The organism is Nocardioides sp. URHA0020, from assembly GCF_000620705.1.
In the GTDB taxonomy this organism is placed as follows: domain Bacteria; phylum Actinomycetota; class Actinomycetes; order Propionibacteriales; family Nocardioidaceae; genus Nocardioides.
This window is the reverse complement of sequence record NZ_KK211165.1, coordinates 120108-143465: the sequence shown is the minus strand read 5'-3', so window position 1 is coordinate 143465 and position 23358 is coordinate 120108. Positions and strand designations below refer to the sequence as shown.

Annotated in this window: 16 protein-coding genes and 1 tRNA gene; 8 read left to right on the top strand and 9 right to left on the bottom strand. The window is 72.3% G+C overall.

The window, feature by feature from the left end:
- Positions 1 to 67: 67 nt before the first annotated feature.
- From N542_RS0104140 to N542_RS0104125, 4 genes are all read left to right on the top strand, one after another.
- Positions 68 to 1534 carry an FAD-binding protein gene (locus N542_RS0104140; protein ID WP_028642847.1) on the top strand — a complete coding sequence of 489 codons (1467 nt, stop codon included), beginning with the start codon at positions 68 to 70 and terminating at the stop codon, positions 1532 to 1534.
- Positions 1535 to 1600: 66 nt separating this feature from the next.
- The gene (locus N542_RS0104135; protein ID WP_028642846.1) at positions 1601 to 2782 is read left to right on the top strand and encodes a pyridoxal phosphate-dependent aminotransferase; all 1182 of its coding nucleotides are present in this window, start codon (positions 1601 to 1603) and stop codon (positions 2780 to 2782) included.
- Between the two features lie 55 nt (positions 2783 to 2837).
- The gene (locus N542_RS23335) at positions 2838 to 3149 is read left to right on the top strand and encodes a putative T7SS-secreted protein (RefSeq protein WP_051551383.1); all 312 of its coding nucleotides are present in this window, start codon (positions 2838 to 2840) and stop codon (positions 3147 to 3149) included.
- Positions 3146 to 4531: a hypothetical protein gene (locus N542_RS0104125; RefSeq protein WP_028642845.1), complete on the top strand. Its 1386-nt coding sequence runs from the start codon at positions 3146 to 3148 to the stop codon at positions 4529 to 4531. Before N542_RS23335 ends, N542_RS0104125 begins: the two co-directional genes overlap by 4 nt.
- A 336-nt stretch (positions 4532 to 4867) precedes the next feature.
- On the opposite strand, the gene N542_RS0104120 is transcribed toward N542_RS0104125, so the two are convergent.
- On the bottom strand, positions 4868 to 6244 hold the full coding sequence (locus tag N542_RS0104120) for a VWA domain-containing protein (protein ID WP_028642844.1): 1377 nt from the start codon (positions 6242 to 6244) through the stop codon (positions 4868 to 4870).
- Positions 6241 to 7119, bottom strand: coding sequence for an AAA family ATPase (locus N542_RS0104115; RefSeq protein ID WP_028642843.1), 879 nt, complete (start codon positions 7117 to 7119; stop codon positions 6241 to 6243). Before N542_RS0104115 ends, N542_RS0104120 begins: the two co-directional genes overlap by 4 nt.
- Positions 7120 to 7225: 106 nt before the next feature.
- Here N542_RS0104115 and N542_RS0104110 point away from each other — a divergent pair, with 106 nt between their 5' ends.
- A complete protein-coding gene (locus tag N542_RS0104110) occupies positions 7226 to 7579 on the top strand; it encodes a hypothetical protein (RefSeq protein WP_028642842.1) in 354 nt (117 codons plus the stop codon).
- 123 nt (positions 7580 to 7702) lie between these two features.
- On the opposite strand, the gene N542_RS0104105 is transcribed toward N542_RS0104110, so the two are convergent.
- Complete coding sequence (locus N542_RS0104105) at positions 7703 to 8476, bottom strand: crotonase/enoyl-CoA hydratase family protein (protein ID WP_028642841.1); 774 nt, start codon at positions 8474 to 8476, stop codon at positions 7703 to 7705.
- On the bottom strand, positions 8473 to 9009 hold the full coding sequence (locus N542_RS0104100) for a gamma carbonic anhydrase family protein (protein WP_028642840.1): 537 nt from the start codon (positions 9007 to 9009) through the stop codon (positions 8473 to 8475). Before N542_RS0104100 ends, N542_RS0104105 begins: the two co-directional genes overlap by 4 nt.
- Before the next feature lie 147 nt (positions 9010 to 9156).
- On the opposite strand from N542_RS0104100, the gene N542_RS26360 reads away from it, so the two are divergent.
- Both N542_RS26360 and N542_RS0104085 read left to right on the top strand, forming a co-directional pair.
- Entirely contained in the window at positions 9157 to 11265 is a 2109-nt protein-coding gene (locus tag N542_RS26360) for an Ig-like domain repeat protein (protein ID WP_028642839.1), read from the top strand.
- 71 nt (positions 11266 to 11336) lie between these two features.
- Entirely contained in the window at positions 11337 to 13328 is a 1992-nt protein-coding gene (locus tag N542_RS0104085) for an acyltransferase family protein (RefSeq protein WP_197025846.1), read from the top strand.
- A gap of 85 nt (positions 13329 to 13413) precedes the next feature.
- Here the strand turns inward: N542_RS0104085 and N542_RS0104080 are convergent, their stop codons facing one another.
- The 3 genes from N542_RS0104080 to N542_RS0104070 form a co-directional block, all read right to left on the bottom strand.
- Complete coding sequence (locus N542_RS0104080; RefSeq protein ID WP_028642837.1) at positions 13414 to 14034, bottom strand: hypothetical protein; 621 nt, start codon at positions 14032 to 14034, stop codon at positions 13414 to 13416.
- Positions 14035 to 14258: 224 nt separating this feature from the next.
- A tRNA-Ser gene (locus N542_RS0104075) sits at positions 14259 to 14348 on the bottom strand.
- A 50-nt stretch (positions 14349 to 14398) separates the two neighbouring features.
- The gene (locus N542_RS0104070) at positions 14399 to 14977 is read right to left on the bottom strand and encodes a TIGR03086 family metal-binding protein (protein WP_028642836.1); all 579 of its coding nucleotides are present in this window, start codon (positions 14975 to 14977) and stop codon (positions 14399 to 14401) included.
- A gap of 73 nt (positions 14978 to 15050) precedes the next feature.
- Between N542_RS0104070 and N542_RS0104065 the strand changes: the two genes are divergently transcribed.
- Positions 15051 to 15485 carry a MarR family winged helix-turn-helix transcriptional regulator gene (locus N542_RS0104065; protein ID WP_028642835.1) on the top strand — a complete coding sequence of 145 codons (435 nt, stop codon included), beginning with the start codon at positions 15051 to 15053 and terminating at the stop codon, positions 15483 to 15485.
- Here the strand turns inward: N542_RS0104065 and N542_RS23325 are convergent.
- Together N542_RS23325 and N542_RS27010 are read right to left on the bottom strand one after the other, a co-directional pair.
- Positions 15463 to 17379 carry a CocE/NonD family hydrolase gene (locus N542_RS23325; RefSeq protein WP_051551382.1) on the bottom strand — a complete coding sequence of 639 codons (1917 nt, stop codon included), beginning with the start codon at positions 17377 to 17379 and terminating at the stop codon, positions 15463 to 15465. The genes N542_RS0104065 and N542_RS23325 overlap by 23 nt on opposite strands.
- 69 nt (positions 17380 to 17448) lie before the next feature.
- Positions 17449 to 23196: a family 78 glycoside hydrolase catalytic domain gene (locus N542_RS27010; protein ID WP_081795008.1), complete on the bottom strand. Its 5748-nt coding sequence runs from the start codon at positions 23194 to 23196 to the stop codon at positions 17449 to 17451.
- Positions 23197 to 23358: the final 162 nt, after the last annotated feature.

The following is a 23358-nucleotide window of genomic DNA, read 5'->3' as shown; positions in this document are numbered from 1 at the left end:
CGACGGGCGGCCCCCCTCTTGACGGACCGCCGTCGCATGGAACTGGAACTTGTTCTAGATTTGCGCCATGAGCAAGGGCACCGCATTACCCGCCGTCCTCCCGGCCTCCGCGCTGGCGGACGACACCGCGTCGTACGACGTCGTGGTGGTCGGCTTCGGCATTGCCGGTGGCTGCGCCGCCCTCGAGGCGGCGCGCGCGGGCGCGCGGGTGCTGCTGCTGGAGAAGGCGGCCGTGCACGGCGGCACCTCGTCGATGTCGGGCGGCCACTTCTACCTCGGCGGGGGGACGGCCGTGCAGGTCGCGACCGGGCACGAGGACTCGGTCGAGGAGATGTACAGGTACCTCGTCGCGGTCTCCAAGCAGCCCGAGCACGACAAGATCCGCGCCTACTGCGAGGGCTCCGTCGAGCACTTCGACTGGCTGGAGGACCTCGGCTTCGAGTTCGAGCGGTCCTACTACCCGGAGAAGGCCGTCATCCAGCCCGGGACGCAGGGGCTGATGTTCACCGGCAACGAGAAGGTGTGGCCCTACAGGGAGCAGGCGGTCCCGGCGCCGCGCGGCCACAAGGTCCCCGTCGCGGGCGACACCGAGGGCACCAGGATGGTGATGGACCTGCTGCGGGCCCGGGTCGAGGAGGCGGGCGTCGAGGTCCGCTACGAGACCGGCGTGACCAACCTCGTGGTGTCGGACGCCGGCGCGGTGGTCGGGGTGGCCTGGAAGTCGTTCGACGTGACCGGTCACGTGGCGGCGTCGGCCGTCGTGGTCGCGGCCGGTGGGTTCGTGATGAACCCGGACATGGTCGCGGCGTACACCCCCTCGCTGGCGGAGAAGCCCTTCACGCTCGGCTCGACGTACGACGACGGCCTGGGCATCCGGCTCGGCTCGTCGGTCGGCGCCGAGCTCAAGCACATGGAGGAGCCGTTCATCACCGCACCCTTCTACCCGCCGTCCGCGCTGGTCACCGGCTTCCTGGTGAACCGGGACGGCGAGCGGTTCGTCGCGGAGGACGGCTACCACTCGCGCACCTCGCAGTTCGTGATGGAGCAGCCCGACCACACGGCGTACCTCATCGTCGACAGCGAGCACGTGGAGTACCCCAAGTTCCCGCTGGTGCCGCTGATCGACGGGTTCGAGACGATCAAGGAGCTGGAGACCTCGCTGGGGCTGCCGGATGGCTCGGTCGCCGCGACGCTCGCGCGCTACAACGAGCTGGCCGAGGCCGGCGAGGACCTCGACTTCCACAAGAGTCCCGAGTGGCTGGCGCCGCAGGGCACCGGACCGTGGGCGGTCTTCGACCTGCGGCTCGGCAAGGCGATCTACGCCGGCTTCACTCTCGGCGGGATCCGCGTCTCGGTCGACGGTGAGGCGCAGCGGCCCGACGGCTCGGTGATCGCGGGCCTGTACGCCGCCGGCGCGTGCGCCTCCAACCTCGCGCAGGACGGCAAGGGCTACTGCTCCGGCACGCAGCTCGGTGAGGGGTCGTTCTTCGGGCGGCGGGCCGGGCGTCACGCGGCGAGGGGTTTCACCGCTTAGCCGGTGAAACTCCGGGTTCCTGTACAGAACTCCGTTCAGGAACCTCCAGTTTCGTACAGTCACCCCATGACCGACCGCTTCCAGGTGGCGAGCCGGGCCAACGTGCCGCCGTTCCACGTGATGGACCTGCTCACGGCGGCGGCGACGCGCCAGCGCACGCACGGTGACCTGCTCAACATGCTCGCCGGCCAGCCGATGACGGGCGCGCCGGTGCCGGTGCGCGAGGAGGCCAAGCGGCTGCTCGACTCGGCTGACCCGCTGGGCTACACCCCGGCTGCGGGCATCCTGGAGCTGCGCGAGGCGATCGCGCGCCACCACCGACGCACGCACGACATCGACGTCTCACCCGACGAGGTGGTCGTGACGACGGGCAGCAGCGGGGGGTTCCTGCTGGCGTTCCTCGCGGCGTTCGAAGTCGGTGACCGGGTGGCGATGGCCCGCCCCGGCTACCCCTGCTACCGCAACGTGCTGACCGCCCTGGGCTGCGAGGTGGTCGAGATCCCGACGGGCCCGGAGACCCGCTTCCAGCCGACGGTCGAGCAGCTCGCCGCGCTTCAGGCGTCCGGCAAGGGCATCAAGGGACTCGTCGTCGCCAGCCCGGCCAACCCCACGGGCACGATGCTCCTTCCGAGCGAGCTGGCCGCGCTGGCGTCGTACTGCGAGGAGCAGCAGATCCAGCTGATCTCGGACGAGATCTACCACGGCATCGAGTACGCCCAGCCGCACCTCGCGCGCAGCGCCTGGGAGACCAGCCGCGAGGCGGTCGTCTTCTCCAGCTTCTCCAAGTACTTCTCCATGACGGGCTGGCGGATCGGCTGGATGCTGGTGCCCGAGCGGTTGGGTCGCGCGGTCGACGTGCTCACCGGGAACTTCACGATCTGTCCGCCGGTGATCGCGCAGCGCGCCTGCCTGGCCGCCTTCGACGACGCGTCGTACGCCGAGCTCGACGCCCACGTCGCGCGGTACGCCGACAACCGCCGGATCCTGCTCGACGGGCTGCCGAGGCTGGGCATCACCGAGCTGGCACCGGCCGACGGGGCGTTCTACGTGTACGCCGACGTCGGCCACCTCACCGACGACACGATGGCCCTCTGCCACCACCTGCTGGCGACCACCGGCGTCGCCGTGGCTCCGGGCATTGACTTCGACACCGTCGACGGCGGTCGCTCCGTCCGGCTCAGCTTCGCCGGCCCGGGGAGCGAGATCGAGGAGGCGCTCGAGCGGCTCTCCACAGCCCTCGACCGCTGAGGTTTCTCCACAGCCGCCGACCGGTGAGCCTCCCTGCACGACGAAGGGGGACGACATGCTCACCGACACCAGCGGCATCCGGCACCTCGCCCGGCAGCTGCGCGAGCGCGCCCAGGAGATCCGGGCCGAAGGGGCCCGGCTGCAGCGCCTGGGCGACGGCATCCCGTGGCGGGGGCGAGCAGCGGACGCGATGCGCGCGCAGCTCGCCGTCCGACTGGCCACGCTCGGCGCGTGCGCCGGCCTGCACGACGACGCCGCCGAGGCCCTCGAGCGCCATGCCGGCGCGGTCGACGCCGTGGTCGCCGTGGGCGGTGCCGTGACCGACACCGTCGGCGACCTCGTGCACGACGCGCGGAGCCTGCTGTGAGCGGGGCCGACATCACCGGCGTGACCGGGGGCGTCGGCGGGATCGAGGCGACGTACGACGCCGTACGGGCGCTCGCGGACGTCTTCGACCGCACCGGTGACGAGCTCCGCGCGTGGGCGGGCGACGGCTGCCGGGCGCTCGTCGACCCGGACCTCGCGTCGTCGGCGCTGCTGTCACCCGTCACCTTCGCCGCCGCCGAGGCGGCGATCCTCGCGGCGACCACCGGGCCGCTCGGGCTGCTGGCCTGCTCCCTCGGCTGGGAGGCGGACGCCATCCTGGTCCGGGGGGCGCTGGCGGCGCTGGTGGCCAGTGACGACGCCGCCCAGCTGGCGCTGGACGTCATCGACTGGCGACTGGGGCTGACGGCCGGCCTCGCCCTTCGGGCCGCCGGTCCCGCCGCCGCCGTCGCCCTGTCGTCGATGCCACCCGCGATGCGGGCCCGGCTGGGAGCGGCGGTCCAGCGGTGGATCGTCCACCATCCCGGCGTGGTGCAGCACGCGATCAACGGCGGGGGCGGACTCCTCACCGGGCTCTCGCCGCTGCCGGTCCTGGTGCCCGACAACCGCACCGCGACGAGGCTGCTCGCATCGGCGTACGACGACGGCGCGGCCGGCACCGTCCGCCGCCCGGACCTGGGGTCGACCGTCAGCGACCGGCAGCCGGCGACGGTCCGGGGCCTGGTCGAGCACCTGTCCGAGGTGGCCGCGCTGTCGCCGACGCCGTCGTCCGGTGACAACGGGACGATCGAGGTGCAGTCGCTCGATCCCGGCACCGACCACGCGCGGCACGTGGTCTACCTGCCCGGCACCGACGACCTGGGCACGCTGCCGACGACCCAGGACGGCGACATCCGCGACCTCGGCACCGACCTGCGCTCGGCGGCCGATCTGCCCACGTCGTACCAGCAGGGCATCCTCGACGCGATGCACCGGGCCGGGATCGGGCCGCACGAGCCGGTGCTGCTGGTCGGGCACTCCCTCGGCGGGATGGAGGCAGCCGCGCTGGCCAGCCACGACACGGGCTTCGCGATCACCGACGTGGTCACCGCGGGGTCACCGACCGCCCAGGTCTGCGGCTTCCCCGACGGCGTCCACGTGCTCTCCCTCGAGCACCACGGCGACGTCGTACCCCTGCTGGACGGGGCCGACAACCCCGACAGCGTCGAGCAGACGACGGTCACCTTCGACGACGACCGTGCCGACTCGACCGTGGTCGGCGCGCACGGCTACGGCCACTACATCGCCGGCGGGGCGGCGGTCGACGCGTCCAGCGACCCGTCGATCACCGAGCAGATCGCCGGGCTACGCGACCGGGGCTTCTTGGAGGGCGGCCGGCCCGCCGCGGAGGTCACGAGCCAGGTCTTCCAGGTCGTGCGGCGGTGATGCGGGCGCGCGGGTCGGCGGTGGGCCTTCCACCGTTGTCGCCCAGCAGATCGGTGGATCTCCCACCGCTGCCCGGGTTGGGGGTGGGGATTCCACCGTTGTCGCCCAACGGATCGGTGGATCTCGCACCGCCTCCGTGCCGGCGGTGGGTATTCCACCGCTCCCGGCCAAGGATGGGTGGGTCTCCCACCGCCCCCGGGCCAGCGGTGGGCCTTCCACCGTTGTCGCCCGGCAGATCGGTGGATCTCCCACCGCCCACCCCCGCCGCAACCGCGACCACGCTCACGCTCACGCTCACGCTCACGCTCACGCTCACGCTCACGCTCACGCTCACGCTCACAGGATGTCGTGCACGAACTCCCCGAGCTGGGTGAGGTTGCGGCACTCGACCATCGGCACGACCGCGCCGTACTTGGTGGCGGCGGAGTCGCCCGTGTCCCAGTGCCGGCGGTGCTCGGGGTTGAGCCACCACGCGTGCCGGGCCTGGCCGGCGAGCCGCTCGAGCACGTCGAGGTGCAGGTCGCTGTAGTTGGAGCGGGCGTCGCCGAGGATCAGCAGCGACGACTTCGGGCCGAGCGCGTCGGGGTGGTTCTCCTCGAACTTCAGCAGCGCGCGCCCGTAGTTCGTGCGACCCCACAACGCGGCGTGGGCCGTGCTCGCGGCGAGGTCGGCCAGCACGTCAGCGGGGTCGGCACCCGGCACGAAGTGCTCGGTGACCTCGTGGACGTGGTCGATGAAGGTGAAGGCGCGGACCTTCTCGAACTGGTCGCGCAGCGCGTAGACGAGCAGCAGCGTGAACTGCGCGAAGTTGGCCACCGAGCCGCTGACGTCGCACAGCACGACGAGCTCGGTGCGGTGCGGTCGCTTGGGCCGGTGGTGGGTGGTGAGCGGTACGCCGCCGGTGGACATCGAGGCCCGCACGGTACGGCGGAAGTCCAGCGGACCCCGTCTCCTCGCGTGGTGCTCCTGGGTGAGCCGCGTCGCGAGGCGGCGCGCCAGCGGGTAGATCTCGCGCCGCATCTGCTCGAGGTCGGAGCGCCGGGCGGCGGTGAAGTCGAGCCGGTCGATCGACGGCTTGATCGCCACGTTGGCGACGTGCTCGGGGCCCTTCTCCTCTGCGATTCTGCGCCGGGCGTCGCCCTCGACCATCGCGGTGAAGCTGCCCATCCGGCGCCCGGCCTCGCGGCGTGCCTCGTCGTCGAGGCGGCCCTCCGCCATCAGGGCCTGCACGATCTTGTCGACCAGCTCGGCCGGCGCGACTCGCTGCATCGCGGTGTACGCCGACCAGGACGACAGCCCCGGTCCGCGCCCTGGCATCGCACCGAAGCGGGCGATCATCTCCGCCGCCATCTCGAGCATCGCCTGCTGGTCACCCTCGGCGAGCGCGTCGGCCAGCGCGTCGCGGAAGCCGGCCAACGCCTCGCCGTTGTCGCGCACCGCGCCGTCGGAGCCCTCCGCGTCGTCACGCTGACCGGCCACGCCGTCCCCGACCATCCGCGGGAAGTAGACGTCGAAGAGGGCGTCGAACGTCGGCCGCTGGGTCTGCTTCTTGACCAGCGTGGCGGCGTACCCCGCCCGCACCACCGAGCGGTCGCTCCACGCGAGCGCGTCCAGCGCCGCGATCGCGTCCAGGTCCTCGGCGAGCGACACCGACAGCCCGGCGGCGCGCAGCGCCTCCAGGAAGGAGATGTGCCTGTCGACGAGACCACTCATGAGCGGAGTCGGAGCTCCTTGACGGCCTTGGTCTGGTCGGACGCGTGCTTGAGCACGACGCCCAGCGTGTCGGCGATGGCCTTCTCGTCCAGCTCGCCGATCTCCAGGGCGACGAGCGTCCGGGCCCAGTCGACGGACTCCGCGATCGACGGCGCCTTCTTGAGCTCGAGCTCGCGCAGGCGCGAGATCGTCTCGACCAGGCGTACGGCGATCCGCTCGTCGAGGTCGGGCACCTGCGAGGTCACGATCTCCCGCTCCCGCTCGGCGTCGGGGTAGTCCAGGTGCAGGTAGAGGCAGCGCCGCTTCACGGCCTCCGACAGCTCGCGGGTCGCGTTGGAGGTGAGCACCACGAAGGGACGGCGTACGGCGGAGACCGTGCCCAGCTCCGGGATCGTCACCTGGAAGTCGGACAGCACCTCCAGCAGCAGCCCCTCGACCTCGACGTCGGTCTTGTCGACCTCATCGATCAGCAGCACCGTCGGCTCCGCGCGCCGGATCGCGGTCAGCAGCGGCCGGGTCAGCAGGAACTCGTCGGTGAAGATGTCGTCGTGGGTCGCCGACCACTCCTGGTCCGAGCCCTGCGACGACTGGATCCGGAGCAGCTGCTTCTTGTAGTTCCACTCGTAGAGGGCCCGCGCCTCGTCGAGACCCTCGTAGCACTGCAGCCGCACCAGCTCGGCGTTCGTCACCTTCGCGACGGCCTTCGCCAGCTCGGTCTTGCCGACGCCGGCCGGACCCTCGACCAGGAGCGGCTTCTCGAGCGCACCGGCGAGGTACGCCGTCGTCGCGGTGGTCGCGTCGGCGAGGTAGCCGGCCTCGGCCAGCCGGGTGACGGCGTCGGTGGGCGAGGAGAACCAGGGGCTCGACTGAGGCATGCCCACATCCTCGCGTACCCCCGGGAGGAGTCCGTCGTTGTGGTGGTGGGAGGACCATGCCCGCCCTGGGGGGACGGGCGTGGAAGTCCCGCACGAGGAGGTCCCCATGCACCACCGGCTCGCACCGCCGCACCGGCTGCAGGTGGGTCTCCTCGTGATCAGGGCGGGGGCGCTGGCCCTCGTCGTGCTGGCCGGTCTCTGGACGCCGCCGTACGACGAGGGCGGCGGCGCGATCGCGACGGCCCCCGACCTGCCGCCGCAGGTGCAGCTGCTCATCGAGCGCCACGACTGCTCGACCACGGGGTTCGCGACCGCGGCGCCGGCCTCGGCGCTCATCCGCTCGCGCAGCGGCCACCTGCGGCTGGTCTCCTACGACCGTGGCTGGGAGGTGTTCACCGACCACGGCTCGGCGCAGCTGATCGCGGTCTGCCTCGACGACCCGCCGACCCGCGGCGGCTGACGCCGATCGACGGCGACCTGGTGGTGGTTTCGAGGCTCAGGCCTGGCGGCCTTCACACCTCAACCACCGTGGGCGACGCAGCGGTGGTGGTTTCGAGGCTCAGGCCTGGCGGCCTTCACCCCCTCAACCACCGTGGCCGTGCCGACCCTCGCCGCCGGCGAAGCGGGCCGCACCGTCGAGCGCGCCGGCGTCGAGCGACGCCAGGCCGAGCCGCAGCTCGTTCGCGAGCGCGTCCCGCTCGGTCAGCCCCTCCTGCTCGAGCACCGAGAGCCGGTCGTTGCGCAGGCAGGCCTGCGGGAGCGCCGCCAGCGTCCGGGCGAGCGCCTCGGCCTCGGCGCGGGCGTGACCGGCGGGGACGACGCGGTTGACCAGCCCCATCCGCTCCGCCTCCCAGGCATCGACCGGGCGGCCGGTGAGGATCAGGTCCATCGCGCGGCTGGCACCGATCAACCGGGGCAGCCGCACGGTGCCGCCGTCGATCAGTGGCACTCCCCAGCGCCGGCAGAATACGCCGAGGACCGCGTCGCCACCGGCCACGCGCAGGTCGCACCAGAGGGCGAGCTCGAGACCCCCGGCCACGGCGTACCCGTCGATCGCCGCGATCACCGGCTTCGAGAGCCGCATCCGGGTCGGCCCCATCGGGCCGTCGGCGTCGCCGTCGTCGACGGGCGTCACCTGGTTGCCGCGCTCGGTGCCGATCGCCTTGAGGTCGGCGCCCGCGCAGAAGTGACCACCCTCGCCGTGCAGCACCGCGACGGCCTGGGTGTCGTCGTCGTCGAAGGCCCGGAAGGCATCGGCCAACGCGGCAGCGGTCGGGCCGTCGACGGCGTTGCGGGCGCCGGGCCGGTCGACGACGACGGTCGTGACCGGGCCGTCGATCTCGACCCGGACACTCACGGCTGCTCCCGGACCTCGGGGGCGCCGGCCCGGTGGCGCTGCGCGAGCTCCTGGTAGTACGGCGGGTTCTGCTCGATCCAGAACTCCGACGAGGTGCCCTCGATCTGCTTCGTCGGCCGGGCCGGGATGCCGGCGGCCACCACGCCGCCGGGGATCTCCGTGCCCGGGGTGACGACCGATCCAGCGGCCACCAACGTGCGCGGACCGATCCTCGCGCCGTCCAGCAGGGTGGAGCCGTTGCCGATCAGCGCCTGCTCGCCGACCTCGGCGCAGTGCACCACGCACCCGTGCCCGACGGTCGAGTCGGCGCCGATCACCAGGCTGGTGCCCGGCGCGGCGTGCAGCACGGAGTTGTCCTGGATGTTGGCCCCCCGCCCGACCACGATCGTGCAGATGTCGGCGCGCAGCACGGCGCCGTACCAGATGCTCGCGCCCTCCTCGACGGTCACGTCGCCGATCAGGGTCGCGGTCGGGGCGACGAAGGCGTCGGGGTGGACGGTGGGGCGCTTGCCCTCGAACTCGTACAGCGGCATGGAGGACATTCCACACCCCCCGGCGCCGCGGCGTTCGGGAGGGCAGCTGTCCGATAACCCCACGCACCCGACGATTGGGCGATATCCTCGTCGGGCGCGGTAGGCCCGATCGGGGCTCGCACGGGGTCCATCGGGGGAACAAGGTTCATGCGTCTGTCTGCAGCGCTCGCTGCTCTCGTCGCCGCGGTCGCGGTCGTCGTCACGGGTCCGGGTCCGGCGCACGCCGCCGACCCGGCGGGGCCCTTCTCGCCGAACGCCGCCAGCCAGGTGGACCCGCACTGCTCGGGCAGCGCCTTCCGCACGACGCCCCAGGACCCGCAGCTCGCGGCCGACCTGATGGCGGGCAGGCTCAAGCTCCCGACGTTCGCCACCTGGCGGCTGCCGGTGGACCCGACGTGGGCAGAGAACCCCTTCAGCAACGTCAACTGGGACGCCAACTACCAGATGCTGCGGTGGGTCGACCCGCTGCGCCGGGTGGGGCTCGCGACCCGCAACCAGGCGATGCTCGAGCGCTACGCGGCGCTCTTCCAGGACTGGCTCGCCGACAACCCGCCGAACGCGTCCCCGTCGCACTACGCCTGGGCCGACATGGTCGACGGCGTCCGCGCGATCGGGCTCGTCTGCCTGGGCAGCCTGTACGACGTGCCCCCGCCGTGGCTGGTCGACGCCGAGGCCGCCCATGCCGCGGTGCTGATGGACCCTCGGCACTACCGCACGGTCGGCAACCACGGCCTGTGGCAGAACACCGGCCTGCTCGCCCTCGGCTGCAGCAGCAACGTGCCCGCGTGGCGCGACCTGGCGGTGAAGCGGGCGATGACGATGCTCGGCAACGCCGTCGACAAGCAGGGCGTCATCGACGAGGGCTCGCTGCAGTACCAGGTGCTCAACTACATGTGGTACCAGGAGTTCGCGACGCGCATGGAGGCCTGCGGCCTGACCCCGGGCGCCCTCTTCAAGCGCCTCGAGCGGATGCCCGACTTCATCGCCCAGGCCACGCAGCCGGACGGCAACCTGGTCGCCTTCGGCGACACCTCCGCGATCCGGCCGGCGCCGTCCTTCCGCGGCACCACGACGGAGTACGCCGCCACCCGGGGCGAGTCCGGCCCGCACCCCGGTCGGACGTTCTCCCTGTACGGCCGCGGCTACGCCTTCTCCCGCTCCGGCTGGTTCGACACGCAGCGCGCCGACCAGCAGTCGCTGGTGTCGGTGCGCTTCGCGCAGTCGATGAAGGACGCGGTGCACGGCCAGGAGGACGCCGGCAACGTCGGCTACTTCGCCCACGGGCGGCAGATCCTCTGGCAGCCCGGCGTGTACGGCGGCGGTGGCGGCGCACCGCGTCGGTACGTCGTGTCCAACGAGGCGCACAACGTGCTCGACATCCCGGGGCGCCCGTACGACCGCACCGCGCGCACGCCGCTGCTCGCCTCCCGCTCCACGCGCCAGCTCGACCTCGTCAGCGTGCGGACCCACGCCATCACCGGCGCGACCTGGCAGCGCACCGTGATCCACCTCAAGGCACCCGAGCTGCTGCTGGTCGACGACCAGGTGCGCCAGCCCACCTCGCGCCCGATCGTCCAGCGCTGGCAGCTCGCCGCCGATCGCTCGGTGACGAGCAAGGGGTGCGGGCGTGCGGAGACCGCCGGTCCCGGCACCGACGCGACCCTGGTGTGGGCCGGCTCCTGTCCCCAGATCTCGGTCGTCAAGGGCCGCAAGACGCCCACCCTGCTGGGATGGCGCAGCGAGGACGTCAACAAGTTCGTCCCGACGCCCACCCTCCAGGCGACGACGTCCGGCAGGTCCGCCCGGCTGACCGCCCTGGTCGTGCCCCGCGCGACGGGGCACGGCCCCTCGACCGTCCGGGTGCTGCGCACCTCCACCACCGGTCAGCACCGCGTCGTGGACGTGCTGATCGACCGCGCGGGCTACCGGATCACGTTCAACGCCGCCCGTGCCACGGTGCGGCCGCTGCGCAGCTCGGCGCGGGTCCGCGTGAGCGCTCCGGGACGCATCTCGGCGACCACCCGGGCGACCGTCCGCACGGGCGTGCACGGCGACTGGGCGAAGGCGACCGGCCGGGTCACGGTCCAGGTCGACGGACGCTCCCTCGCGACCGGCACGCTGCGCCAGGGCGGCGCCGCGATCCGGCTCCCCCGCCTCGGCCCCGGCACCCACCACCTCCGGGTCGTCTACCGCGGCAGCTCCGCCGTGCGTCCCGCCACCAGCACGACCCGCACCGTCGTCGTACGCCGTCGCTAGGGATCGCCGCAGCGCTTCGGCGCTGCGCCCGGATGCGGCGCCGGCTCCTCATCCTGCGTAACCTCCCGCGGGTGACCTGGTCGCACCGCCCCGCGCTGGACGGCGTGCGCGCGCTCGCCGTCTACCTGGTGCTGCTCTTCCACGTCGGCCTGGCGACCTTCGACGGCGGCTTCGTCGGCGTGGACCTCTTCTTCGTCCTCTCGGGCTTCCTGGTCACCAGCGTGCTGCTCAGCGAGATCGACGCCACCGGCTCCCTGCGGCTGGGTCGGTTCTACGCCCGCCGGGTCCGCCGCCTGCTGCCGGCGGCCGTGGTGGTCGTGGTCGCCACCGGCGTGGCCTTCGTGCTCTTCACGAGCATCGTGCGGCGATTCCCGCTGGTCGCCGACGCGCGCAGCGCACTGCTCTACTACGCCAACTGGCACTTCCTCGGCCAGTCCAACGACTACTTCGCCGCCGACCTCCAGCCCAGTCCCTACCTGCACTTCTGGTCCCTGGCGATCGAGGAGCAGTACTACGTCGTCTTCCCGCTGGTGCTGCTCGGGCTGGTGGCCCTCAGCAGGCGCCGGGCGTGGGCGCTCCCGGTCGGCCTCGCCGTCCTCGCGCTGGTCTCGGTCGCCAGCCAGCTCTACTGGAGGTCGGCGGACCCCAACCACGCCTACTACGGCACCGACGCCCGGCTCTACCAGCTGCTGGTCGGATCGCTGCTCGCCCAGGTCTTCCGCGCGGGGTGGTCCCGCACCCGCCCGGCCTGGTCCGGCCTGGTCGGGCTGGCGATGATGGTCGTGGTCTCCTCGGCGCTGCTCGACGTCAGCCCCACCTGGCGGGGACTGCTGGCGACGCTCGCCGCGGTCCTGCTGATCGTGGGGATGATGGGCGAGGGGCCGGCCACGCGGCTGTTCGCCCTGCCGGGACTGGTCTACCTCGGCAAGATCTCGTACGGCACCTACCTGTGGCACTGGCCGGTGATCCTGATCCTCCGGGAGGTGCTCGACGTGTCCCCGTGGCTGCTGGCCGTGCTCGCCGGCGTGCTCAGCACCGCACTCGCCGCGCTCTCCGCCGAGATCCTCGAGCTGCCGATCCGCCGTCGGCCGGGCGCTCCCCGCTGGCAGTGGCCGGTCGCGGCGATCGGGGTGACGGTCAGCGCCATCACGGCGTTCGTGGTGATGCCGCCGATCCTGCACAGCGACCGTCAGCCCGCGCTCGTGGCCGGGGGCACCGGGTACGCCGGCTCCGACCGCACGCCCGTGCCCGACCTGGACTGGGACGCGGTCGCCCACGACTTCGGCGGGGCCCACAAGTGCAGCCAGCCGGAGGACTGCTACGTCGTCGACAACGGCGGTCCGACCGTGGTCCTGGTCGGCGACAGCCACGGCAAGATGGTGCTGCCGATGTTCGAGGAGCTCGCGCGGGAGAAGGGCTTCACCCTGGCCGTCAACGTCGCGGACGGATGTCCCTGGCAGGCGGGTCTGTCCAACGAGAACCGACCGCCGGACCTGCGCCAGAAGTGCATCGACCTCCGCGGGGACTGGTACGACGACGTGCTGCCACGGCTGCACCCCGACCTCGTCGTCCTGGTCGAGCAGAGCTACGACGGCGAGGCCGAGAAGTACGAGGGGACGCTCACCCGGATCGGCGGCTCGGACGAGACCCTCTCCGAGCTGCTCGCCCGGACCACCCGCGAGACCCTCGACACCTTCCACGACCACGGCATCAGGTCGCTGGTCGTCAAGAACACCATCCCGGCCGAGGCGGATCCGCTCGACTGCCTCGCCGGCGCGACCTACGTCTCGGAGTGCCTCGTCCCGGTGCCGATCGGCGTCGACGACAGCGACGCGGCGTACCAGGCCGAGGACGTCGCCCGCGACGACATGTGGTCGGTCGACCTCAACCCGGTCCTCTGCCCGGACGCGCCGCTGTGCCGCCCGGTCCTGGGCGACACCGTGGTCTGGCGCGACCACGACCACCTCACGACCAAGATCCTGCTCCGGCTGCGCGAGCAGATCTGGCAGCAGATCGTCGACTCCGGCGCGCTCGACGGGTCGGGCCTGGCCGGGACCCGCTGACAGCGGAAGGTCCCCAGGTGTCTCGTTCGCCTGGAGGTCGTCGAGGGTCGCTCACGCGTCACCCGCGAGTGCGTGGCTGGCGCCGCTACGGTGCCACGCGCACGGAGGACATGACGATGAAGACCTCGTCGGTGCCGGGCTTCGGCAGGCACGGGTCTGCCGTTCCAGCGCTCACGTAGGTGCTGGCACCGCCGACCTCGACGACGTCGCCGCCGTGGGCCACGACGGACCCGTACGAGTAGATGGTCAGCCGAGCGTCTCCGTCGACGGTGGCGGTGTACCCGGCCGGCCAGACCCAGTACGAGCGCCGTCGCTCCTGGTCCGCAGATCCTGCACGCGTCAGGGCCTGCAGGTCAGCGGCCCCGGCGAGGTAGACGCAACCGTCTTCGTCGACGGCCAGGGTGCCGCCGGCAGCGGCCGTCATGGCGGGGTCTCCAGACGACCAGCCGGACGTGGGCAGGTCGAGCGGTGTCGCGGCCACCTGAGCGCCGGCTCCGGCTCCGTGGTCTCGGGTCGCCGCCTGCTGGATGACCGCGGCACACGCGAGAGCCACGGCGAGGCCGAGGAGGCCGGCGGTCCGCTTGCGTCGGCGTGCGACGCGGGTGCCCCGGATGATGTCGTCGACCGGTGGGGTGCCCGCGGGCACCTCGTCCGGGCCCCGACGGGCACCCGCGTCCGCGGCGAGGTCTCCGTCTCGGTCCATCATGTCTCCCCCTGGCGTCCTCGGCGGCTACCCCCTGGACGAGCTGGCGCCCCAAGCGGCTCCGCCACCGACCACTGTGCCCGAGTCCTGCGGCCGGCAGGGGGCTTCGAGGAAACACCTCGCTGCCGAGCTCAGGAGGGCGGTGCCCAGAACGGTCGAAACCCCTCCGGGACCGGGTCCTGGAGGGGCTTCGTCACTGCTGGGTGCTGACTCTCGTCGGCACCTCATGGCGGTGGCGGTGGGATTTGAACCCACGGTGGGTTTGACCCCACACAACATTTCGAGTGTTGCACCTTCGGCCGCTCGGACACGCCACCGCCGGAGAGGCTACCGGAGGGGCTCGGTCGCGACGAAATCAGGTGGACCGTCAGGAAGTCCAGCCCGGGTCGCGTCCGGTGGCGCCCATCAGGCGATCGAGAGGAGACGCGGAGTCGGGGACCGGGACGGGCGGGCCGAAGGGCCCGGCGCCGGCGTCGGGCGGCACCTCGAAGCTCGACGCGAAGCCCAGGCAGGCCAGCACCACCGCGTCGTCGGGCCCGTAGGGCTGGTCCGTGGCGCGGGCCAGGTCCCAGCCGTGGACGACCACCTCGTCGAGGGCGACCAGGGCCGCGATCTCGGCCGGCATCTCCACCGGGCCGGCCATGGTGAGGCCGTCGTACGCCGTGGGGTCGCTCCAGGCCGCGGCGAGCCGGTCGAGCGCTGTCGGGATCTCGGAGCGCCACGAGGGCGGCAGCCGCGAGCCCTCGGCGGAGGCCTGGCCACCGCCGGGGACGGGCTCCTTGGTCGCGGCCAGCGTGAACGCCAGCGAGAGGCCGCTCAGGTGGTCGAGCAGGTCCGCGAGCGTGAGGCCCGGACACGGGGTCGGGCGACCCAGCTGGTCGTCGCGGATGCCGCCGAGGACGGCGGCCACGGCGTGCGTGGCAGGACGGAAGTCGAGGGTGGCCATGTCAACACCGACCAGCCCGGGCCCGGAGACTCATCGATGTTGCCACGACAACATCGGCCCCTAGGCTGGCCCCATGGATCCGCTGACCGACTCCGAGGCCGAGCTCTGGCAGGCGTGGCTCGCCGCGAGCGAGGTGTTGGCGCAGGTCAGCACGGATGTGGCCCAGGAGACCGGGCTCTCCGAGCCCGACCTCACGGTGTTGACACGTCTCCACGACCTCGGCTCGGGACGACTGCGGCAGAGCGAGCTGGCGGCGGCGACGGGGTGGCACCGCAGCCGCCTCTCCCACCACCTCCGGCGGATGCAGGAGCGGGGGCTCGTCGACCGCGCGGACGTGCCCGGGGGTGTCGACGTGCGCCTCACCACCATGGGCCGCGCGGCCCTGCACCGCGCACGGCCGGTGCATGCGGACGCCGTACGCCGTCACCTCGCGCAGGCTCTCCCGGCCCGGGACCGGGAGAGCCTGCTGAGGCTGCTGCGGAAGATCAGCCCAGCGCCGGGATCGTGAGCACCGACGGGTACGCCGCCGAGCTGTGGATCGTCAGCCCGGTCAGCGTCCCGGGCAGGTCGGGGACGGTCGGGAGCAGGTGGGGCACGTCGTACGCCTGGACGGCGATCCGCAGCCGGTGGCCCTTCCCGATCTGCGCGGAGGTCGGGAAGACCTCGACGTCGACCGGGGCGACCTGGCCACGGGTCAGCGGTCTCTTGGACGACCGGGTGAAGGGGTGGAACGGCTGGAGGACCTGGCCGTCGAGGTAGCGCGTGCGGGTCCGGTCGAGCGCGCGCTGCGAGACGACCTGCCAGCCGCCGGTCAGCCGGCTGACCTTCCCGTCGGGCGCCACGTCGGACACCGAGACCGACAGCATCCCGTCACCGCTCACGCTGGAGGCGTAGAGCCGGGCGTTGATCGGACCGCGCAGCCGCGTCGCGCTCGTCAGCGGCGCCGTCTCGTAGACGATGCCGGTCCGGTCGTTGGCCGCGTTGTCGCTCCAGCACGGGAGGTCGGCGAGCGCCGCCTCCGGGACGCCCGCGGTCCACTGGTTGGTCGAGCGGGTGCACAGCCCGGAGACCGGGACCGGCGGGACGTACGCCGTGCCGGCTGCGGCGCGGCCGGCGGTCAGCACGCCGTGCCCGCCACCGGCGGTGGCGGAGCCCGAGAGCCGGTACGACGCGGCGTGCTGGTCACCGACCCAGCGCCGCGCCTTGGTCCAGCGACCGCTGCCCTGCTCGTAGTAGGTGATCGGCGGGATGTCGGCGTCGAGCGTGGCGTCCTCGACGCCGCGCACGTAGCGGTCGAACCACCGCAGCTGCAGCTCACTCAGGCTGCCGTGACCTGCCTGGCCGACCCCGGCGCCCGACGAGCCCTCGAGGTGGTCCCAGGGACCGATGATCATCTTGGTCGGCACGCCGCGCCTCTGCAGGTCCTCGAAGAGCAGCGGGGTGCCGCGCTGGAAGAGGTCGTACTCGCCCCCGATCAGGAACGTCGGCACGTTGACCCTGCCGATCACGCGCGACGGCGACCGGTCGCGGTAGAAGGTGCCGTCGTACGCCGAGTCCCCGCCGGCCACCGCGTCGAGCAGCAGCGGCAGCGTGAAGGTGCCGGCGGCCGCGAGGTGGTCGATCAGGGCTCCGAAGCCGGACTGCGGGTCGGTCGCGGCGACCGCCGGGGGCAGGACTCCGGTGGAGGTGACCAGGCCGAGCCACAGCGGGATGAAGCCGACGTCGACCTGACCGCCGGAGGCGACGACGTCGCGGTAGACGTCCGCGGCGGGCACCTGCGGGAAGATCGCCCGGAGCCCGGCCGGGCGCGCCCCGGCGGCGAAGATCTGGCTGATCCCCATGTAGGACGGGCCGTTCATGCCGATCCGACCGTCGCTCCACGGCCGCCTGCTGGAGTGCGCCCACTCCACGATCTCGCCTGCGTCCTTGTCCTCACGTCGGCTGAACGCCGCCCACCGACCCTCCGAGCTGCCGGTCCCCCGCGCGTCGACGGTCAGGTGGACGTAGCCGCGCTGGACCAGGTAGTCGGGCGCGGACGGCTGGCCGGAGAGCCCGCCACCGGAGCCGAGCACGGTCTTGTTGTACGCCGTGATCGTGATGATCACCGGGAACCGCCTGGCCACCGCGGTGCCGTTGGTGTGGGCCGGGCGCACCACGTCGCCGCGCAGCACCGTGCCGTCGGACATCGGGATCGCGACGTCCTTCTCGGTGACCGTGGCGGGGTACGACGCGGGACGCGGCTGCCACCCAGCGGCCCGGGCCGACGACAGGGCGGACGACCGGGCCGACGTCGGCACGGACGCCGACGCGGGAGCGGCGTGCGCCGGCGTGGAGACCGCCACGACGGACGAGAGCGCGAGGGCCGAGACCAGGGTCAGGACGGTGCTGCGGATCGGGTTCACACCCGATCCAACGAGCCGAGCCCGGAGACGTGACGCAGGGTCACCTCTCCGGGCTCGGGAGCAGGTCGGTCAGCGCACGCGGATCGTCCTGGCCGCCGACGTGGAGCCGGCGACCACGGAGGACCCGGCGTACCCGGCCGTGACCTGGTGCGTCCCCTTGCTCCTGACCACGACGTCGACCGCTGCCCTGCCGCCCGAGAGCGTGACGGTGCGGACCGCCCTGCCGTCGACGCGGACCACGACCTTGCCGGTCGCCCGCGGGGTCGAGACCACGGTGACGCCCACCCGGACGGGCTTGCCCTTCTTCACCGTGGTCCTGTTGACCGTGAGACGGGTCGACGAGGTCGCCTTGGCCACGGGGGCCGTGGCCGCCGAGACCGCCGTGCCGGGCGCCCTTCCGGCCTTCGTCGCGGTCACCCGCACCGAGATCCGCTCGCCCACGTCCGACGCGCCCAGCCGGTAGGCCGTCGTGCGCGCACCCGAGATCGACCGGCCGTCGCGCAGCCACTGGTAGGTGAAGGTCAGGCCCTTGGTGTTCCAGGACCCGCTCGTCGCCTTCAGCGTGCCGCCGTACCTCGCGGTCCCGGTGACCTGGGGAGCGACCAGCGCCTGCACGGTGTCGACGTCGGACAGGTCGACGACCTGCTGGTGGACCACCTCGGGGTTGCCCGCCACGTCGGTCGAGGCGAAGTCGACCACGTGCTCGCCGAAGCCCTGCACCGTGATCTTCTCGGCGCCCACCGTGGCCCAGTCGCCACCGTCGATGCGGTACGCCGTCCGCGCCACGCCGCTGAGGGCGTCGGTCGCCGTGAGGGCCAGCGTCGCGGAGTCCGCACCGGCGACTCCCGCACCGCGGGTGGCCGTCAGCGTCGTCTGCGGCGCTGTCTGGTCGATCCAGACGGGCAGCGTCCTGCTGCCCGACGTGTTCTCCGCGGCATCGCTCGCCCGGTAGGACAGCTCGTGCTTGCCCTCACCCGAGACGGTCACCGGTCCGACGTACTCCTGCCACGTCTCGCCGTCACCGGTCTCGACCAGCGGGGCGTCGTCGCGGTTGTCGGCCGCGGACACGGCCACCGCCACGTCGCTGCGGTACCAGCCGTCGTCGCCGACCGTGCCGGACACCGCGAGAGCGGAGACGTCGGGAGCCTGGGTGTCGCCGGCGACCGGCAGCACCCACAGGTCCGCGATCGAGGGGTCGTAGAACCCGCTCGCGTCGGTCGGGTACTCGAACTTGACCCGGACGTTGCCGTCGTTGGCCAGGACGGCGGGGTCGTCGACCAGGAGGTCGTAGACCTTGGTGCCCGTGCCGGTCTCGGTGCGCGGCACCAGCTGGGTCTTGACCAGCGTGCCGTCCACGTAGACGTGGTACTTCTTCGTCCGCGCGCCGTCGAAGGTCTCGACGGCCCGGAGGACGAACGGCTGGTCCGGTGTCACGTCGACCGTGGCCGAGTACCACGCACCCGGGCTGGCCGAGTTGGCGTAGCGACGGGTGAGCCCCGCCTCCGTGTTGGTGCCGCTGCTGGCCGACGCCTGGATGTCGTGCGCGCTCTCCGAGGCCGTGTCGCCGAAGTCGACGTGGTCGACCACGGTGCCGGTCGGCGGCGTCGCCAGCGCGAACACCGGCTCGGCGTCGGTCGTGACCAGACGGGCACCGGCTCGTCGCAGCTCCACCTCGGCCGCGACCGCACCGGCCACGAAGTCCAGCGGGACCACGACCGGCACATCGGCGGTGACGGTGCCACCGGCCGGGACGGTCACCCGGTCCGACGGGACCGACTTCCACCCGGTCGGCAGCGTGACCACGACGTGCCCGGTGATGTCGGTGGTGCCCTCGTTGGTGACCGGCACCTTCACCGTGGCGTGCTCGGTCGGGTCGCCCTCACCCATCGTGGCCGTGACCGACCCGATCGTGAGTCCCGAGACGACCGCGGCCCAGTCGGCCGTGGTGTCGGTGAGCGTGAGCTCCTGACCACCGACCGTGAAGGTCAGCGACAGGGCGGCGTCGTACCCACCGGGCAGCTGGTGCTTCGGCACCTCGAAGCTGATCGGCAGCTGCGCGGTCTCGCCGACGGCGAGGCTGGCGCGGGTGGCGGTCCGGGTGCCCCAGCCGTCGACCGAGACCGCGGCCTCGAGACCGGTGACCGGTCCGGTGCCGTTGTTGGTCACGTCGACCGTGCCGGTCACGGTCGTGCCCGGCAGGACGGAGCCGGAGACCGGCGGCAGTGCGACCTGGATGCCCAGGCTCACGGTCAGCGCCCGCACCGCCTGCGCCTCGATCTGCGCGAGCCGACCGTGCAGGTCGGTCCGGACCGCCTGGTCGACGTCCGAGCCCGCCAGCCAGCCACGCAGCGCCTGCACGCCGGCGAGGGCGTCCTGCAGGTCGCCGGTGGCCGGGTCGCCGGCCAGGACGGCGAGCAGCGCGGAGCTGACGTCGCCGCGGACGCCGGCCAGGCCGCCGTCCAGGTGCTCGGCGTCGGAGGCCTCCAGGTCGTCGCTGTCCACCAGGTCGTCGAGGTGCGCCCGCACCGCGTCGATGGACCCGATGATCGCCCCCAGCCGCTCGTTGGCGGCCGTGACCTCGAACTCGTAGTGACCGGACCCGACGGTGACGGTGACCGAGCCGTCGACCGCGGCCACGTCGGTCACGCCGTCGACGTCGGCCAGCAGGTGGCCGCCCTCGGTGACGGCGTACTGGTTGCCGGCCGGCACCACGACCTCGGCCGTGGTGTTGACCGGGACCTCGACCTCGAGGGACAGGTCGTCCCCGGTCGTGCTCCAGTCGGTGTCGATCGCGCCGTACACCGAGTCGTAGTGACCGGACCCGTGGGTGAGCCCGCCGCCGACGGCCGGCTTGACCTGGATCTTGCGGTAGCCCGGCTCGAGGGCCTTGATGGCACCGATGTTCTGGTACATCCAGTCGCCCACCGCGCCGTACGCGTAGTGGTTGAAGGAGTTCATGCCCTCGTCACCGAAGCTGCCGTCCGGGCCGATCGAGTTCCAGCGCTCCCACATCGTGGTGGCGCCGTGCTCGATCTCGTAGCCCCACGACGGGTAGTCCTTCTTGAGGATCATCGTGTAGGCGAGGTCGGTGCGGTCGATGCTGGTCAGGGCCGGCAGCAGCCACGGGGTGCCGAGGAAGCCGGTCGTGAGGTGGTAGTCGCTGGTCTTGAGCTTGGCGACGAACCTCTGCGCCACCTTGGCACGCAGCGCCGGGTCGGTCACGAGGTCCATCCCGAGCGCCATCGCGTACGCCGTCTGGCTGTTGCCGTCGACCGTGCCGTCGGCGGCCACCAGCTTGGCCGTGAAGGCGTCGCGGATCTGGCCGGACAGCGCGGCGTACTCGGCCGCGTCGTCGTCCTCGCCGATGGCGGCCGCCATCTCGGAGAGCATCCGGGCGTCCTCGGCGTAGTACGCGGTGCCGAGCACGTCGACCCCGGTGTTGTCGTCGAGGTTGAGCCAGTCGTTCCAGTTGCCGCGCGCCGAGTCGATCAGGTCGGCGCCCGCGCCGGTCCTCACGAACGCGAAGAACTTCTGCATGGCCGCGTAGTTCTGGCGCACGATCGCCCGGTCGCCCTGCGCGTGGAAGGACGCGTAGGGGACGGTGATCGCGGAGTCCGACCAGCCCAGGCCGCTGCCGAGGTCGATGGTCGGCACCGACGGCGCGATGCCGGGCAGGTTGCCGTCGTCGTACGCCGAGTCGCGCAGGTCCGTGGTCCACTTCGAGAGGAACGCGCGGGTGTCGCGCAGGTAGCTCGCGGTCGGGGCGAACACGTTGATGTCGCCCGTCCAGCCGAGCCGCTCGTCGCGGGCCGGGGTGTCGGTCGGGATCGACAGGAAGTTGCCCCGCTGACCCCAGGAGATGTTGCTGACCAGCTGGTTGAGCATCGCGTCCGAGGTCTGCAGGTCGCCGGTGGCGGTGAGGTCCGAGCCCCAGACGACGCCGGTGACGTCACCGGTCTCGGGCGGGGTGGCCGCGCCGGAGATCTCGATGTAGCGGAAGCCGTGCTGGGTGAACTTCGGCGTGTACTCGACCGTGCCGGACTCCTTGAAGGTGTAGTAGTCCGTCACCTTCGCGGCCCGCAGGTTGCCGACGTAGAACGCACCGTTGGCGCGGAGCTCCTCGGCGTACCGGAACTTGACCGTCTGGCCGGCCGTGCCGGAGATGCGCATCCGTGCGACGCCCACCATGTTCTGGCCGAGGTCGTAGATGTAGCCGTTGGCGACGCCCGGCGAGGCGACGCGGGTGAGGGCCGGGCGCTCGCCGGTCACCCGGACCGGCTCGTCGGGCTGGGGCACCAGCTTGGCGGTGTCGGAGCCCGCGACCGTGACCTGGTGCCAGTCGGCGTCGTCGAAGGCCGGCTGGTCCCAGCCCGGCTGCTCGGCGTTGGCGTCGTACGTCTCGCCGTCGATGTTGTCCGCGGCGGCGTACGGACCGAAGTGGCTCGTCCAGCTGTCGTCGGTGCCGACGACCTGCTGGGTGCCGTCGGTGTAGTCGATCCGCACCTGGGCGATCAGGCCGAGCGACGACCCGAACATGCCGGGGCCCCACATGCCGACCTTGCCGGCCCACCAGCCGTCGCCGAGCTCGGCGCCGATGGCGTTGTCGCCCGCGCGGACCTGGTCGGTGATGTCGTAGGTCTGGGACTGGATCCGCTTGCGGTAGTCGGTGCTGCCGGGCGCCAGGAACTGGTCGCCGACCTTGTCGCCGTTGAGCTCGAGCTCGTACACCCCGTGCGCCGAGGCGTACACGCGAGCCGACTCGATCGTCTTGCCGGGCTCGGTGGTGAACTCCTTGCGCAGCAGCGGCTTGTTGGCGTCCGGCGAGCGCCAGAGGACGTCCTTGCGGTCGGCGACGTGCAGACCCTGGGCGGTGACGGTGCCACCGGTGAACGGGTTGCCGTCGGTGAAGTCGGTGTCGAGCAGGACGTCACCGTTCTTCGCGGTGACCTTCACGGCCTTGATGTCCGCCGACTCGTCGATGTCGTTGGCGAAGTCCTGGCGGAAGCCCACGAAGCCCTTCGTGAACGTCGCATCGGTGCGCTGGTCGATCTGGGTCCCGTCGAGGACGGTGGTGATGGTGCTGCCGTCCACCGTCACGGACAGCCGGTGCGTGCCCTCGAGCAGCTGGGCCGAGGACATGCTCGTGATCGGCAGGCTCCCGAGCAGCTGGTAGGAGTTGCCGACGCGCTTGTGGGGGCGGAACTTCGGCACGCCGGTGCCGTCGGCGGTCGAGATCTGCCACATGTAGGCGTTGGCGGTGTCCTTGGCGCGGACGAAGACCCCGATCGCCTGCTGGTCCAGGTCGAAGTCGATGTCGGCGGTGTAGTCGGCCCACCGGTCGATCTCGCCGCCGGCGGACTTGCCGATCCAGTCGGAGCCGTCCCAGTCGCCGGCGTCGAGCAGTCCGGTCTCGAAGGTCGCGGGCTCGCTCCACGCGGAGGCCTCGCCCGCGCCGTCCCAGACCTTGACCTGCCAGACGTAGCGCGTGCCGGACGTCAGGTCCGGGCCGCCGTACTCGACGTCGGCCTGCTCGTCGGAGTCGACCTTGCCCGAGTCCCAGACGTCGGCGTCGGCGAGTGCGTCCTCGCTGCTGGCCACGCGCACCTGATAGGCGCTCTGCACGACGCCACGCGCGGTGGACTGCGACCTCCAGCCGAGGCTCGGGGCGGCGCCCGGGATGCCGAGCGGCTCGGTGCGGCCGTTGGTCTGGAGACCGGTGACCGTCAGGGCGGCCGGCGCAGGAGCCGCGGCGGCGACCGCCGAGCTCGACACCAGCACGGCCGGGACGCTCAGCGACAGACCGGCTGCCAGCGCCATGACGGGCGCGACGAGACGGACTCGCGCCCGAGCGCGGGTTCGAGGTGCAGAAGACATGGGGGACTTCCTTGCGACGGGGGATTTTGAAACGTTGCAACCGCAACGTAGGGCGAAGTGATCGCCGTCACAACGGTTCTGTCCGCATCCGGTCACCGGAAAGGC

Coding starts and splice junctions, on each gene's coding strand:
- N542_RS0104100 (WP_028642840.1), bottom strand. CDS start 9,009: ATGCCGCTGTACGAGTTCGAGGGCAAGCGCCCCACCGTCCACCCCGAC.
- N542_RS0104110 (WP_028642842.1), top strand. CDS start 7,226: ATGCACCACCGGCTCGCACCGCCGCACCGGCTGCAGGTGGGTCTCCTC.
- N542_RS0104065 (WP_028642835.1), top strand. CDS start 15,051: ATGGATCCGCTGACCGACTCCGAGGCCGAGCTCTGGCAGGCGTGGCTC.
- N542_RS0104135 (WP_028642846.1), top strand. CDS start 1,601: ATGACCGACCGCTTCCAGGTGGCGAGCCGGGCCAACGTGCCGCCGTTC.
- N542_RS0104120 (WP_028642844.1), bottom strand. CDS start 6,244: ATGAGTGGTCTCGTCGACAGGCACATCTCCTTCCTGGAGGCGCTGCGC.
- N542_RS26360 (WP_028642839.1), top strand. CDS start 9,157: ATGCGTCTGTCTGCAGCGCTCGCTGCTCTCGTCGCCGCGGTCGCGGTC.
- N542_RS0104115 (WP_028642843.1), bottom strand. CDS start 7,119: ATGCCTCAGTCGAGCCCCTGGTTCTCCTCGCCCACCGACGCCGTCACC.
- N542_RS0104070 (WP_028642836.1), bottom strand. CDS start 14,977: ATGGCCACCCTCGACTTCCGTCCTGCCACGCACGCCGTGGCCGCCGTC.
- N542_RS23335 (WP_051551383.1), top strand. CDS start 2,838: ATGCTCACCGACACCAGCGGCATCCGGCACCTCGCCCGGCAGCTGCGC.
- N542_RS27010 (WP_081795008.1), bottom strand. CDS start 23,196: ATGGCGCTGGCAGCCGGTCTGTCGCTGAGCGTCCCGGCCGTGCTGGTG.
- N542_RS0104080 (WP_028642837.1), bottom strand. CDS start 14,034: ATGATGGACCGAGACGGAGACCTCGCCGCGGACGCGGGTGCCCGTCGG.
- N542_RS0104140 (WP_028642847.1), top strand. CDS start 68: ATGAGCAAGGGCACCGCATTACCCGCCGTCCTCCCGGCCTCCGCGCTG.